Origin of the sequence: Planococcus glaciei, from assembly GCF_900099655.1 — a bacterium.
In the GTDB taxonomy this organism is placed as follows: Bacteria; Bacillota; Bacilli; order Bacillales_A; family Planococcaceae; genus Planococcus; species Planococcus glaciei.
In genome coordinates this window covers 55,371-70,434 of the sequence record NZ_FNDC01000008.1, presented here as the reverse complement: position 1 = coordinate 70,434, position 15,064 = coordinate 55,371, and the positions used below count along the sequence as shown (strand labels likewise).

11 protein-coding genes and 2 pseudogenes are annotated in these 15,064 nt (G+C 46.4%); 3 read left to right on the top strand and 10 right to left on the bottom strand.

Annotated elements, in window-relative coordinates; genetic code table 11:
- Positions 1 to 64: 64 nt before the first annotated feature.
- The gene (locus tag BLQ32_RS11085; RefSeq protein ID WP_074510357.1) at positions 65 to 1,900 is read right to left on the bottom strand and encodes a M6 family metalloprotease domain-containing protein; all 1,836 of its coding nucleotides are present in this window, start codon (positions 1,898 to 1,900) and stop codon (positions 65 to 67) included.
- 305 nt (positions 1,901 to 2,205) lie between these two features.
- On the opposite strand from BLQ32_RS11085, the gene BLQ32_RS11080 reads away from it, so the two are divergent.
- Complete coding sequence (locus BLQ32_RS11080) at positions 2,206 to 2,640, top strand: ribosomal maturation YjgA family protein (protein WP_074510356.1); 435 nt, start codon at positions 2,206 to 2,208, stop codon at positions 2,638 to 2,640.
- Positions 2,641 to 2,882: 242 nt separating this feature from the next.
- Here the strand turns inward: BLQ32_RS11080 and BLQ32_RS11075 are convergent, their stop codons facing one another.
- Positions 2,883 to 4,154: a DUF2254 domain-containing protein gene (locus tag BLQ32_RS11075; protein ID WP_074510436.1), complete on the bottom strand. Its 1,272-nt coding sequence runs from the start codon at positions 4,152 to 4,154 to the stop codon at positions 2,883 to 2,885.
- A 296-nt stretch (positions 4,155 to 4,450) separates the two neighbouring features.
- On the opposite strand from BLQ32_RS11075, the gene BLQ32_RS11070 reads away from it, so the two are divergent.
- Complete coding sequence (locus tag BLQ32_RS11070; RefSeq protein WP_036803550.1) at positions 4,451 to 4,993, top strand: ECF transporter S component; 543 nt, start codon at positions 4,451 to 4,453, stop codon at positions 4,991 to 4,993.
- Between the two features lie 53 nt (positions 4,994 to 5,046).
- On the opposite strand, the pseudogene BLQ32_RS20210 reads toward BLQ32_RS11070, so the two are convergent.
- The 3 genes and pseudogenes from BLQ32_RS20210 to BLQ32_RS11060 form a co-directional block, all read right to left on the bottom strand.
- A pseudogene (locus tag BLQ32_RS20210) lies at positions 5,047 to 6,288 on the bottom strand (ATP-binding protein); the annotation flags it as partial.
- Between the two features lie 116 nt (positions 6,289 to 6,404).
- A pseudogene (locus BLQ32_RS20205) lies at positions 6,405 to 7,119 on the bottom strand (GAF domain-containing protein); the annotation flags it as partial.
- Between the two features lie 267 nt (positions 7,120 to 7,386).
- Complete coding sequence (locus tag BLQ32_RS11060) at positions 7,387 to 8,352, bottom strand: cation diffusion facilitator family transporter (protein ID WP_074510354.1); 966 nt, start codon at positions 8,350 to 8,352, stop codon at positions 7,387 to 7,389.
- Between the two features lie 252 nt (positions 8,353 to 8,604).
- Here BLQ32_RS11060 and BLQ32_RS11055 point away from each other — a divergent pair, with 252 nt between their 5' ends.
- Positions 8,605 to 9,468 carry a metallophosphoesterase family protein gene (locus BLQ32_RS11055; RefSeq protein ID WP_051413703.1) on the top strand — a complete coding sequence of 288 codons (864 nt, stop codon included), beginning with the start codon at positions 8,605 to 8,607 and terminating at the stop codon, positions 9,466 to 9,468.
- A gap of 69 nt (positions 9,469 to 9,537) precedes the next feature.
- Here the strand turns inward: BLQ32_RS11055 and BLQ32_RS11050 are convergent, their stop codons facing one another.
- From BLQ32_RS11050 to BLQ32_RS11030, 5 genes are all read right to left on the bottom strand, one after another.
- A complete protein-coding gene (locus BLQ32_RS11050) occupies positions 9,538 to 10,164 on the bottom strand; it encodes a flavodoxin family protein (protein WP_036803543.1) in 627 nt (208 codons plus the stop codon).
- A 205-nt stretch (positions 10,165 to 10,369) separates the two neighbouring features.
- A complete protein-coding gene (locus BLQ32_RS11045) occupies positions 10,370 to 11,788 on the bottom strand; it encodes a sensor histidine kinase (RefSeq protein WP_051413702.1) in 1,419 nt (472 codons plus the stop codon).
- A complete protein-coding gene (locus BLQ32_RS11040) occupies positions 11,775 to 12,452 on the bottom strand; it encodes a response regulator transcription factor (RefSeq protein WP_074510352.1) in 678 nt (225 codons plus the stop codon). The genes BLQ32_RS11045 and BLQ32_RS11040 overlap by 14 nt, the downstream gene beginning before the upstream one ends.
- Before the next feature lie 188 nt (positions 12,453 to 12,640).
- Positions 12,641 to 13,900: an ATP-binding protein gene (locus BLQ32_RS11035; protein WP_074510351.1), complete on the bottom strand. Its 1,260-nt coding sequence runs from the start codon at positions 13,898 to 13,900 to the stop codon at positions 12,641 to 12,643.
- Between the two features lie 166 nt (positions 13,901 to 14,066).
- Positions 14,067 to 15,050: a ketoacyl-ACP synthase III gene (locus BLQ32_RS11030; protein WP_074510350.1), complete on the bottom strand. Its 984-nt coding sequence runs from the start codon at positions 15,048 to 15,050 to the stop codon at positions 14,067 to 14,069.
- Positions 15,051 to 15,064: the final 14 nt, after the last annotated feature.

The window sequence follows — 15,064 nt, the reverse complement described above, 5'->3', positions numbered from 1 at the left end:
AGTATTTGCAGAAAAGCCAAAGAAAAAACTGCCGGTCCTAGGGACTGGCAGTTTGCTTTTGACTTTATTTTTTACTTGAATCGCTGTTGTAGAAGAACTTAGCTGAAATTGAACCATCTTTGTTTTCTGCAATGTCGGTCACGTGAATTCCAGAGTCGGCTGGTGTTGCGCTATTGCCTTTCCAGAAATAATAAGAACCGCTATGGACATTGCTTGTAACAGGTGTAATTTTGCTGCCGGTTTTAAAGAAGTCGCCGGCATTTCCGCGGTTCGCGTTTTTCTCCAATTCGTATTTGCCGTCCGCCTGAAGCACGGAAAGCCCGTAATGCGTCACTTTTGTGCCGTCAGACGCCATCTCGAACTGGTTGTATTGATAGCGTTTGTTCATCCAGTTCTCCACATTATTTGGACGGAAACCGGCTGTCTGGTACAAGTTGATGATGTTTTCATCGACATGCCAGGCCAGCAGCCCGTGAGCATCTTTCCCTTGGCGGCCTAAGCCTTTATTGAACCCGTCCTGCTGGACGTTTTCAAACAAGAAATACTCGGTGCCATTTGATCCCGGCACTTCCATTTTCACGATGCCATTGCCAGCCGCCGCTTTGTTGATCGCCGGCAACGTGATTTGCTGGACGCCGCTTTCCGGTTTCACTTCGATCGGGTCGGCCCAGCCCAAGAAGATTTTGGAGAACGGATCGAAATGCGTCGGTGCGTTTCCGGAATATGCTGCGTTATCCGGGTAGCGCATCCATGATCCGCCAGCCATCATTGAGTAGTTCCCTACCCCTTCAGACGAATAAACTGTGTCGTAGAAATCCGGCAAACCGAGTGCATGTCCGAATTCATGTGCGTAAACGCCTGGCTGCGCAGGGAAAGGACCCGTTTTTGCTGCATCCGAGTAAGTGCCGGTTGCTGCGTCATAGCCCGATACATTGCCGCCGATGCCTGGCTGGATGTTGTAGTTATCAACAACAACGCCGTCGTATGTCATGTCTTCCGCGACGGTTTCGTTGATCCACTGGGCTTGGTCTTTTCCTTCATAGACATCTGCCGGTTTGCCTGTTTCATAATATTTCCCGTAGTACAGCGCGCTCAGCAAACTCCATTTATGGGACCAGAATTGTGCGGGGTCCGAACTGAATTCTGCTCCTGTGCCTTCATGGACCACGAAAATATTCGGCACTTCACCGTCTACTGCATATTGGGAGAAATCGACTTGCCCATCGGCCGCTTTCAGTAAATCGCGGATAAATTCCCCCGTATGCGCATCGCCGTTGACATTGCCGAGAACGTATTTGCCGTCTTCAGCGTACGTTCCTTTTTGGTCCAGGTAATACGAAGCCCCTTTTGGCAGCTCCACCCACAGGAAGTCCGTGTTTTCTTTCCGGACCAAATTCACTTTGCCGTTCGATGATTCGTTGTAAACATTTTGCATCGTGCTGTCAGTTGGCGCTTTGATCCCGTTGTACTCGGCATACTTCGCAAACTGCGGCAGTTCGTATGGATTGTATTCACTGCCAAAAATCAAATCTTCATAATAATGGGCGGGCACTTGCCCGGGCATATCGCCGACCGGCTCGTCGCCTTCTTTGTATTTCGCCAGCACTACAAGGACCGGCACATCCCCTTCGGTCGTATTATAGGCAACATGATTGTCGCCCGGTGCTTGGAATTTTGTTCCGGCTTGATCCGCTTTTTGGGCGGGGTCTTTTTTGGAAATGTCAATTCCCAGTTTTTTGGCTTTTTCCGTGAGCTCTGGTGAAGCCCCGACATGTTCAGCCAAAGACAACTCGTGTTTGCTGCTTGGTACAGCTGAAGCGTCATTGGCACCAGCCCCTGCAAATACCGTACTTCCGACTAACGCAAGAGCCAAAGCGGATGTTGATAATACTTTTAACATACAATCCCCCCTAAAAATATAGCGTGCTGGTAAATTGTATTAATAATTCAGTCTATTTGGAATAGGCCGATTTATTTGTTTGTTCACTTGTTTAGTGTATCGAAATACTTATTTTGAATTTCAGATTTAGGTGTCCGGCTTTTTAGAATTTTTCAGAGTTTTTCCGGTTTAAATTCACCTATTCTTTTAAAAAATAGGCTATATGTCCTGAGACTGCATTTGGATTTTAATTCATTCCTTTCTTATACTAGGCAGAACTTTCTTTATTTGAAGCCGTTAAGTTTATTGAAGAATGGAGAATGCCTATGAATAGAGAAAACAGGCGCTTTTTAAATCCCTTGCGCCGACAAGGTTTTTATTTACGAATATCTTTTTTTGTTGCGTTTATTCTGTGCATCGCTCTCGGTTTGGCTTCCAGGCGCTTTGCTGAAGTTCTCCCTTCGTTTGTATCTCTGCATGCCGGGGATGCCTTATGGGCGATGATGGTTTATTTCGGCTTCCGCTTTCTGCTCGTTGAAAAGCCGCTCTATTCCGCTATTGGATGCGCTGTTCTTTTCAGCTTTGGCATAGAACTTAGCCAGTTGTATCAAGCGGATTGGATCAACGTACTTCGCAGCACAGTGCCCGGCTCTTTGGTATTGGGACACGGTTTTTTAATAGTTGATTTATTCCGTTATGCAGCCGGCATTGTCGCAGGTGTCCTGCTAGAGAAAATTTTTCTCCCTAAATTAATGCAATAATCGATTGCATTTACTTTCAATTAAGCAACTACGATACATTCTTTCTAAATAAGCCATTATGCATGGCTTTATTGGGGGAGAATTATAAGGAGCACGGCGTTAAAGTTTACCGCTATCTTTATCTATTTGCTCATCCGCAGCAAAGAATAAGATGAGACGCTGACGAATCCAGCAAAAAACCAACCCTGAATTTTCCGAGAGTTGGTTTTTTTATTTTATTCAAGCTTTCATGGCTGGAATAATCACCGCTGCTTTTCTATACTTTCTAATCTGATGGGTTTCTGGCCGGTCGCTTTTGCCACAAAATCTATTTTTTCCTGAAGAGAACGTTGATCATACGATTTCAACCGTTGACCTTCCAGCACTTCGAGGACATACAGCTGCATATTCCAGATGGTTTCATGATGGTATGCGGGTGCAGTATTTGCTGCAATCCTCAGCGAATCCGTCATTGAATAAAGGACGGAAATATCTTCTCTGCCATAATGGGATAACTGGAAATAAACATTATACAAAATGGAATAATAAGATGGAAAGCTATATTTGATCTGTGGGTTCCCGTCTTTGTCAGCCAAAATGAAAACCCCTGTCTGAACAGTGCCGATTTTGCCAAGCAAGCTTCCAATTCGAAGCAAAATATCATTAGCTGTATTCGGATCGTTGATTCCAGGAGAAATTGCCCGAAGTGCGATTTCTACCAATTTTTGCAGAGCGTAAGGCATGTCTTGCTCTGAAATTCTCTCGTTTCCGATTGCATAAAAGCTTTTTAAGGAGAAATCTAAATTTTTTCTGGCATATACTTGCATGATCGGCATTCCTTCATAAACAAAGTCCCCAACCGACACTTCTATATCAATTTGCAGCTCATGTTCTTCTGCATAATTCCTTATTTTTTCTAATTCAATGAGTTGCAGATAGCCATCCTTATCCGCTTTAATTTCCTGTTTTACACCAACCGGAATCCAAGTTACAGAATTTGCTGTTTCCAACTGTTTCTCTTCTAATTTTCTGATGCGGCTGATCACCTTTTCTGTATCGTGGATCAATTCGTCCACCAGTTTCCCCACTTGTACAGTAGTAGCAATATAATGTATAAAATAGGCAAACGTCGCCAAACAGGAAAAAGCGATGACGATTCCGACAAACGTAGAAATGACATCATGAGTATACAGATGCTCCCGCATGAACAATAAAGATAAAGTATTGTAAATAAATCCGCCTAAAAATACACCTAGCACCCGCCAAGTCACCGGGTCATGAACAAAATTCTTTAATGCACGCGGGGAGAACTGAGAAGAATACATGGTTAAGACCACTAAAATAGTTGAAAACGTAAATGTGCTCATTGTCAGTAAAGCACCAGATAAAGCTCCCATAATTGTTTTTGCCAAGTCCACTTTTGTAAGGAGGATGGAAGGGATAAAATCCCTAAACCGTTCTACGAGCAATAAATCAACATAGAAAAAGCCGATGGATAACAAAACTGCAAAAATGCTGTAGATGGCTGGTGTCATCCAAAACTTTTCTTTTCGCCAATACGACAGGAAAGACAAATTGGCCACTCCTTTCCATTTGTTTCTTATCTTTCACTTTAAAGCATTAGAGGCTAAATTGCTTTCGCTAATTGCCCTGCACACCATCGCTCTTTGTCCAACTTTATGATGACTGCCACACAAATTTGCCTTCGGTATAACTTTCATCAACGAAACTGACCCCTAAGTTTTTTCGCATATTGATACTTTTAAGTAGGCCACAGGTTTGCTAATGTTAACCTTATCAAAAAATACTGACGATAAGGATGGTTACGAATATGCAAAAAACAACTGCTGCTCCATCATACTCCCGTGCCAAAACGTTTGATTTGATCCTGACGGCGATGGCCATCGCCCTTGTGTTTGTCGCGACGCTTTTGCTCAATATCAAATTGCCGATTACCGCCAATGGCGGATTGGTGCATCTTGGCACAGCGATGCTCTTTATCATTTCGATGTTATTCGGACCAAAAAAAGGCGCTATTGCCGGTGCTGTCGGAATGGGTTTGTTTGATTTGATTTCCGGCTGGACTCTTTGGGCTCCCATTTCCATCATCGCCCGTGGATTGCAGGGCTACCTTGTCGGAAGAATTGCCTGGTCAGCAGGACGGGCTGGAAACAATAAAGCCTTCAATATCCTTGCAGCCATCGTATCGATCCCGGTCATGATTGCCATTTATTACGTCGGCGAAGCCATCATCTTCAATAGCTTCATCGTGCCGGCCGCTTCGATTCCCGGCAATATTGTGCAAAACGTTGTTGGCTTGCTTGTCGCGATTCCGGCAGTGATTGCACTTAAAAAAGTTCCGTTTTTCAAATAAACCCATAGAAAAAGGAGAAATTTTGGGCTGCCAAAATTTCTCCTTTTTCGCTTTTACTTATGATGATCTACTTTGTCTTTATAGCAGAACGTCGTAAAGAACGTTGTGCCTTCAGGTCCCGTTTCAATATCAATTGTCGCGTTGTGCCGGGCTGCAATGGCATAGCTGATGCCAAGGCCAAGGCCCGTTCCATTGTCTTTGGTGGTATAGAACGGTGTCCCTACTTTCTCCAGCACTTCCGGCAATATGCCTTCGCCTTCATCTTGAATCGCCAAAACGACACAGCCGTCCAGGTTTTGATAAGTGCTGATAGTCAGCACTTCCCCTTCACTCATCGCTTCCAAGCCGTTCCGGCATAAATTGATAACCAGCTGCCGAATTTCATTGCGGTTCAGCAGCAATTCCGGAATTTCCTGCGTATCGAACTCTATCAGTTTGTTTTGATTGAACGTATCGATTTTGATGAGTGGCGCAATTTCGCAAATCAATGCATTCAAATCCATCATCTGCAAATCTGAAGTCCTTGTATTTCCCATGGACAAAAATTCCGTGATGATGGAGTTGGCTCGGTCGAGTTCTTCAATCATCAAATCAAAATAGCCGAAATGCTGGTTCAGTTCTTCTTCCTGTTTCAACAACTGCAGGAATCCCCGCACTGTCGTCATCGGGTTTCGGATTTCATGGCTGATTCCGGCCGCCATTTGGCCGATCAAATCCAATTTGGACAGCCTTCTCAATTCTTTTTCGTATTTCTTTTTCTCGGCCACATCTTTAAACAAGCAGCAAATGCCTTCATCAAATGGATATGCGACCACTTCGTACCAGGATTCTTCCGTAAGCGACGGCATTTCAAATTGCACGGGGATGCGTTCAAACATAGCGCGGTGGAGTTCCTTGTACATGACGGACGCCGAATCCGGATGGATTACGTCCCAAACATTCTTGCCCATCACATCTTTCGCCTTTTTGTTTTCCGGCAATTGCTGATGCTTGTTGATATAGATGAATTCCCATTCTTTGTTCAATGCGAAAAACCCATCGGTGATGCTTTCAATAACGCTGGTCACTTTTTCATTCGCCGCCGCAAGCTCGCTTGTGCGCTTTTCCACCATGTGCTCCAGCTGGTCCATATAAAGCAAATGGGAAAAAGTCGGCGCGGTTGTATCGACGATCGATTGGGCCAGTTGAATTTGTGACTCATCATAATGGACGTTTTCGTTATCGCATTTCAACACGGCAAGGACTCCAAGCACTTCATTCATGGCGACGAGCGGAATAATCAATAAATTCCGCGATGCCGGAAACGATACCGATCGGACTGTTTTGGCATCAATCACCTGCCGGATGATTTGCCTGTAGTTTAAATTCGTCTGCACTTCGCGGAAGTTTTCATTGCATCCAACTTCTTCAGGATCGTACTCCTTGCTGTATTTAGTAAATGCAACGGTTTTTTTGTCAGTCGGATCCAATAAATGGGCAGCCATTACTTTGCTGCCAAGAACTTTTTCCAAGTAAAAAAAGCATTTATCGATGCTTTCATGGATTGACGAACACATCGACAGTTCGCGTGTGATATTGAGCAGCAATTGATTTTCAGAAATCAGGTTTTCTTTTTGGGCTAAGTTTTTTGCATTCTGAATCGCAACAGCTGCCATGTTCACATAAGCCTCCACACTTTGGATTTCTGATTCCGTCAAATTCATCGGCGTGCCGTAGTCAAACAAAAACACCAGGCCGAACAATTCCTGTTCGTATGAAATTGGCAAAGCCAACAGTGATTTGATATCAAATGCGGCAACCGATCTTGGATCTGTCCGGTGGTCTTTGGAAGTGTCCGGGATGTAAATGGTCTTCCTTGTATCAATTACTTCCTGTGCCAGCAAATCCCTTTCCAAATCAAGGACCTGGGTTTCAAATGCATTGCCGTTAATAAATTCCGGTTTTCCGGCGAATGCCCGGAAGCTGCCGTCATCGTGCGGCAAGAAGATCCCCACGGAATTGCATTGGACAATTTCTTCAGAAATCGCTGTTGTGACATGCTCCAGCACTTCTTTAAGCTCCAGCTTCGTATTGATGACTTTTGTTAAATTGGCCAGTCGGGAATAGCGAGTCTGTTCCTTCAACATCCGGTTGTTCTCCAATCAAGGACATGGAACATCAATTTCCATTCCCGTTAATTTTTGTAGTTTCCATACTATTTTCATTCCTGTAAGCTTTTACCTATTATTTTACATCTCTTTCAGAAAAACGAACAGGGAAAACTCTTAATTTCTTCAATGATTCGGAAATGGAAATAGATTTTTCACCTGAAACAGGACAAAAATACGTTTAAATTAAAAAATCCTGACCAGCCGATGATTTGCGGTTGGTCAGGATTTGATTTGCATGTCCTTCTAATGCTGATGATGATGTTCGTGTTCGTGTTCGTGTTCATGTTCATGTTGAACATCCTGGCACAAGACCGATTCGCCGTGCGGATGTTCTTTGTTTTCAATTTGGATGGTTACGTGGCCGATTTTCATATCCTTTAATAGATGTTCAATTTTTCTCAGCAGTGTCTGCGTTTCTTCAAACGAAACGTTGTCTTCTACGACAACGTGGCCGGACAATGCGTTTCGGCCGCTGGTGATGCTCCAGACATGCAAATCATGGATGTTGCAGATTCCCGGTACATTGTTTATCGCTGCGGTGACTTCATCGATATCCACGTTCCGCGGAGTTCCTTCCATTAAAACATGGATCCCTTCTTTCGTTACGCGCCAGCCGCTGATTAAGACCAGTACCGCAACGATGACGCTTGCGAGCGGATCTGCCCATGCCCAGCCGAAAAACAAGATCAGCAATGCTGCCGCAATGGCGCCGACAGAACCAAGCAAATCGCCCAGTACATGAAGGAACGCCGCCCGCAAGTTCAAGTTTTCTTTTGTGTCTCCGCCCCGCATCAGAATCCAGGCGACCAGCACATTGACTAAGAGGCCGACAACCGCAATTGCCAGCATGCCGCCGGACGCGACTTCTGGCGGATCAGCAAAACGGTGGTACGCTTCGTAAAAAATATAAGCGGCAATGGCGACTAACGAGACGCCATTAAAAACAGCTGCCAGTATTTCAAAACGCTTGTAGCCGTATGTCTTCGCATGGCTTGCCGCTTTTTCGCCCACCGTGAATGCCAGAAATCCCACCAGTAAAGAAATGGAATCGCTCAGCATATGCCCGGCGTCTGCAATAAGCGCCAAACTATTGGTCAGAAATCCACCGATCGCTTCTGCTACCATATAAAAAGTTGTGATTAAAAAGGCTATGAATAGTGTTTTTTTATTCCCGCCATGCGTATGGGAATGTCCGTGGTCATGTCCCAAGCAGAACGCCTCCTTTATTCCCTGCAATTCGGCAATCCGTCTGCCGCCTTCGCTTATCTATATCCATCATTATACCGCTTTATCAAGGCAAACTTAAAAGTATTAAGCTTCCCGGACGTGAATGATTTGGAATGCGTCCTTTGCGCCAACTCTTCTTCAAAGCTTTACATAGTTTTACAATTCCTTTAATCCGCCTACACAATCGTGTGGGATACTGAAATTGTCAGATAACTGAGGGGAGTTGGACAGTTGATGAAAATCGCAGTAATCGGTGATTTGCATTACCCGAGCTTGAAAGATGGCTGTGCGTATATCGAAGAGGACCGCCAGGCATTTTATGAGGCATTTCTGGAACGGTTTTTCGCAGTCCCTGCTGATTTGTACGTTTCCATAGGTGACTTGACGAATTTCGGGCGAATGGATGAATTGGAAGAAGTGTATACGTTGATTCGCAAGCACAATAAACCATTCAAGCACGTACTCGGAAACCACGACCTGTATGCCATGCCGCGTGAAGCCGTGTTGACGGTGACCGGCCAGGAACGTTTCCATATGGTATCCACGGATGAGGCCGTTCTCGGATTCCTTGATACAGCCCGTGAGCAGAACTACGAAGACTGGGGCGGAACGATGGATGCGGTCCAGCAGTACTGGCTGGAATCCGTCATTGAAGAGTCGGAAGATCGCCCACTCCTTTTGTTTGCCCACCATCCGGTTTTCTCAACGACAAAAGATTCCGAGAAGGAAAAGCGCTGCATCCATCCCGATGTGCCGATCTGGAACATCTTGAAACAGAAGCAAGGCATCGGACTGTACATCAACGGCCACAACCATTCCAACTCCCTGGCAGGCCGCGGCCAATGGAACTTTCTGCAGCTTGCAGCCGTGCTCGATGAACAAGCGGTTCGTGTCATTGAAGTCACGGAGGCGTTCATCTCCATCGATTCTGTCACTGTGGATGATGCCAAAATGCGCAGCCACGCCCAGGAAATCGGGAATGCCATCAAGCATTTCACGTTGAAGCAGCAATCGGTCCAAAAAGCGGCATACTTTAAATACATGATTCCTGTGCCGGTGCCGATCGAAGTCCCTCCTCAAATGAAAATCAAAATGTAAATTTTAATCTAAAAAGAAGCCCTCTTTATTGAAGAGGGCTTCTTTTTCGACTGTCTAATCAATCGGCAATTATTGATCGAGCGTATTGCCTTCGGCGGGAATGGGGTTGTTTTTAAGAAGCCCTGCCAAATGAAAGGTGTTGTAAGCCAAACGTTCAATCGCTGTTTTGGTAAAGTCATTGTCACGTCCCGCTTCGTTGTAAGACGGCCCCGGCCCTGCTTCTCCTACCCAATACGCATCCACATTCGGCGGAATCAAAAAACCGATATGGGACAGCCCGTAAAGGAGGGAGGCCGATGCGTGCTTGGCGCCATCTTCGTTGCCGGTCACCAGCGCTCCTCCGACTTTATTATAAAAAATAGCTTGTCCTTTATCATTGGTTACACTGCTGCTGCCATATAGCCGTTCAATGGCGAGCGTGGCCAGTGAACTTTTCTCCCCGAGCCAAAGCGGCGTTCCAATAATCAGGATGTCCGCCGCTTTCACTTTTTCCAATATCTCCGGCCATTGGTCCCCGTCGCCCATATCTTCCTGTACGCCTAAAGCGACGCGGTAATCCGCCAAACGTATAATCTCTGATTCCACGCCTAATTGATTGTAGTGGGTCTGCACGTCTTTCATGATGCCTTCCGTATTGGAAACTTCATCAGAACTTTTAAGCGAACAATTTAGAAATACTGCTTTCAATGCCTGCATATTCTCATTTCCTTTCTATAGTTATTTATCCGTCAGTTATAGTTGTTCCCCAAAGGCTTTTTACTAAACTATGAAATCAATTACGGCCAGCAGTTGAATAAATACGATTCTGCAGCCGAAATGCCCATCCTCTGAACCGAATCCACACAAAAAAAGCCAGCTTCTGCAAGCCGGCATACGTTCTTCAATTTAACTCTCAAATTTTTCAAATCACCGTCTGCTTCACTGAAGCTTCCGCTGCCTTTCCCAGCTGCGCTGTTTCCGCTTCAAAAGGAATCGCCACGCTGAACACCGAGCCGCGGTCAGGCGTGCTTTCTACTTTGATCGCTCCGCCGTGCGTTTCGGCAATCGATTGCGCAATCGACAAACCGAGGCCGTAGCCGCCTTCTTTGCGGGAACGGGTTTTATCGGCGCGATAAAAACGCTCGAAAATCTTTTTCTGGTCTTCAGGCGAAATGCCGATGCCGGTATCGGATACAGAGAAAAGGAAATCATCGTGTTTCTTGTGGTTCTGTTTTTTCAGCTTGATTTCCACGTGGCCGCCGGATGGCGTATATTTGATGGCGTTGTCCGTCAATATATACATCAACTGGATCAGCTTATCCCGGTCGCCGACCACTTCAATTGGAACAGGGGCATCGAGTTTCAGGCTGAGCCCTTTTGCCCGAATGGCGTTTGTGAAGGATTCGACCATCTGCTCAGCCGCCGGCCGGATGTCAAACTGCTCCTTGCGAAGCTTCACAGCCGCTTGTTCAGAATCGGATTTCGCGAGCGCCAGCAGTTCCGTAATCAGCCCGGACATCCGTTTCACTTCGTGTTTGAGCGTGCCGAGCATTTTTTCACGGAACGGGTTGGATTTGTCGCTTTCCATTCCAAGCGCTTCCGTCGCCGACAAAATGACACTGAGCGGCGTCCGGAGCTCATGCGATGCATTGGAAACAAATTCCTTCTGCAAGTTATAAGCGATTTCAACCGGCTGGAGCGCCCGTTTCGACATCCAACGGCTTACAAGTACCCCGATTGCCGAAAACAAAAGGGTCATTCCGGCAAAAATGGCAATGGTCCATTTGATGACACTGCTGTAAAAAGTGTTGTCGACAGCCAAGTACAGCATGGCAATCCGTTCTCCGCCGTGCATGACGGGCCGAGCCAGCACCATTAAATCCACTTCTTTTTTGGTGAAGCTTTCGAACAGTGGATCATTTTCCGGTATGTCGATTTCAACTTTCTTGACTTCAATTCCATCCGTTTCCCAACCTTCTACCACATCCATATACAGTTCCCGCAATTCTTCGTAATTGTCATTGTTGATGATCAATTCGTCCTCATTGCCGGTTACGTAGTAAAATACCTGGTTGCCGGATAAATCCCGGCGCTCCTGTTCTCTCCATGCCCCGCCGCTGCCGTCAAGTGCACGTTCCGCCATGCCGACTTCCCGGTCGGACAGCAAACGAAGCGTCTGTTCCTGGTCATTGCTGACGACAATATAAAAAACGAACAACGCCAAAGCGACAAAAACGGACAAGAATAAAGCCAGGATAGCGCTGTAAAAAAGCGTCAGGCGATTCCGGGTTTGCGCAAACACATCTTTTTCATCTTTTCTGAAAAAGTCAGCCCTTTTCAACTTTATACCCCACTCCTCTGACAGTCTCGATCACGCTGCTGCTTTCGTCGTGGTCAATTTTCTTGCGCAGCAGCTTCACCGTCGCATCGATCGTCTTCATCGAAACATCCGTATCAAAACCCCAAATCCGGTCAAAAATCAGCTCACGGGTCAGCACGGTTCCCCGGTTTTGGATCAGCATGTCCAACAATTGAAACTCGCGCGGCGTCAAATTGATTTTCCGGTCGCCGCGGCTTACCGAATGGGCGGTGCGGTTTATATTCAAGCCATTGACTTCCATGACTTCTTCTTGAATCGGCGAATACGTGCGCCGCGCCAGTGCCCGAAGGCGCGCCCATAATTCTTCGATTTCAAACGGCTTTGCCAAATAATCATCCGCACCCGCATCAAGCCCTTCCACCCGGTCCATCAGTGCATCTTTCGCCGTAAGCATCAACACCGCTCCGCCGTAGCCGCTCTCCCTGAGTTTTTTGCAGATGTAGATGCCGTCTCCGCCAGGCATCATCCAATCCAAAATGATGACATCGTAAAACGACGCGGCGGCATAGTCGTAAGCATCTTCCCCTTCGGTCACCCAATCGACGGTTTTCGCTCCTTTTTTCTTCAATAGATGCACCACCAATTCGCCCAGCATCTCATCATCTTCTGCCAATAAAATCTTCACAGTGAACACCCTCCCCGGCAACCCCATCGCTTTTGATTCCAGTATTCCACACAAAGGTTAAGAAGAGATTAAAAATAATCAGTTGATTTGCTTTTTTCACGAAATTTAAAAGAAGCTGCAGCCGAATAAATTCCGGTACAGCTTTTGGGACTCCTTGCTAGCGGTTTAATAGCCTAATGCCTTTCGGCTTATTCTATTCCTGAGAGCGTGCAGGGGTTGCCGGGCATTGAAGCAATGAGATCTTTTCCTTCCACCGACACGACCCGAAGCAACTGATTGATCTTTTGGATAGTAAGAGCCAACTGATTGGAGACGATATTGAATCTTCCCAGCATCTGGCCGTAATTTCCTATGTCCTGCACTACATCGCCAGGTTCTTTCAACTGGACAAATGACAGCACTTCCGGCATTTGAAGGATTGCTTCAAGCCCTTGAATGGAAAGAATCTTCCCCGGATGCAGCAACACGGCAAGATTGCATGCCATGGTTTTTGTATAACCATTGTCAAACTTCGCTATCGAATCGGCATTGATCGTTCCCCCAGTCGCATATTCCAGCATTTCTTCCAGCAAGTTGATGCCGGTCTGTTTTTCGATGATTTGGTAATGCTGCTCACCGCTTAAGCGGAAGCCCATTTCATAAAGATAGAAATTCCCATCTTCGACCAGCGATTGAATGAACAGTACGCCGTTTTGAATGCCCATGCCGCGGATCATATTGCGCACTTTTGCATCCAGCACGTTTACATACCGGTCCAAGTGTTCGGAAGGAAAAACGGTGGCAGTCGGCAAGGGCGGATGATTTTCTGAAAGTTTTTGCACGTAGCGGTCGGTCATTGCCGTTAGTATGACGGTTCCTTGTGCGACCGTGTAATACATTTCTACGCCATGTGAATTATCGACAAAGCGTTCGATGATGGCGGTGCCGCTTTTGGAGCGTCCGACCGCTTTGGCATAGGCTTTTTCTAGTTGCTCCCCGTTCCGGCAAACCGTAATTCCCTGGCTCGCATAACTGTCGACTGGTTTGACGATCACCGGATACGGAAGATTTTCGAACGCATATTCCTGAACGTCTCTGATGCTGTACTCTTCAATGACCGGAATTTCATAATCTCTGCAATAAGCTTTAAACTGCTCCTTGTTCGAACAAATTTCCAACTGTTTTTTGGTCGCATAAAACGGCAGCCCGAGCCGTTCGCAAAGCGCTTGCGCCTGCCAAGTATTGAAATCATCAAAAGCATTGAAAACGCCTGTAATTCCTTCTGCTCTTGCCATTTCGGCTAAGCGCTCCGTTTCATCCGTACTGATTGTAAAAGATTTGTCTGCATACATTTTCGCCGGTGAATCGGGGTCCCGGTCCGCAACAATTGTATACATGCCCATCTGTCTTGCCGTTTGCACCACATCGATTAAATGCGTATATCCACCGAGTATCAATATCTTTTTCATCCTATCCGCCTCTTTCCCAATCAAATCGCCTTTCCCTGCTTTTACTTTAACCGGCTAAAGTGAAAGTTAAGTGAAATTTCAATCCGCTCCAAACAATAAAAAAAGTTTTCTTCAATAAAGAAGAAAACTTTTTAGTCCATATTTAGTTCCATTGGCTGCAGCCAAATTAGATTGACCAATCCACCAGCATGCCGGCATGGGTCAACCCGCCGCCGAATCCGTAAAGAAGCAGCCGGTCTCCGGCTTTGATTTTGCCTTCCAGCACGCCTTGGGACAGCGACAGCGGAATCGAGGCAGCAGACGTGTTGCCGTAGTATTCCAAACTGTAAATGGTCCGCTCAAGCGGCAGCCCGTTTCGGCTGCAGATGGACTCAATGATGCGCAGGTTGGCGCTGTGCGGCACAAACCAGTCCACTTGATCGTTGTCGTATCCCGCTTTTTCCATTAATGCCTTCATGCCTTTTGGTACGGTATTGACCGCCCATTTGTACACTTCGCGGCCGTTCTGCGTCACAAATCCATTGACCGCCAGCTCGTTTCCAAACATCCGGTCCGACAGATCCGTGCAGTATAAATTGTTTGCCAGAGCCCCGTCCGTTCCCATATGGGAAGCAATGAAGCTGGGTTTCTCCACATCGTATTCGACCAGCACGGCTCCGCCGCCGTCGCCGAACAAAATGCAGGTCGAACGGTCGCGGTAATCCAAAATCTTCGAAAAGGTTTCCGCACCGATCACCAGAATCTTCCGGTTCAAGCCGGACGTGATCAATCCATTCGCCATATGCAAGCCGTAGGCAAAACCTGAACAGGCAGCATTCAAATCAATCGCTCCGGTATTTTGGATGCCAAGCTTCGCTTGCACGAGTGCAGAGACGCTTGGAGTTTTGAAGTCCGGCGTCATCGTGCAGACGATGATCATGTCGACGTCATCCACGGACTTTCCATAGCGCTCTTGAAGATTTTCAACGGCTTTAATGCTGATATCGCTAGTATATTCTGTATCCGCTGCAATGCGTCGTTCTTTTATGCCAGTCCGTTGGACAATCCATTCGTCATCGGTTTCCACTAACTCTTCCAAATCGTGATTCGTCAGCCGTTTTTCCGGTACATAGGAACCGATAGCTGTAATTCTCGCTTTTGATGTATTCATGAAGTTCGCCCCTT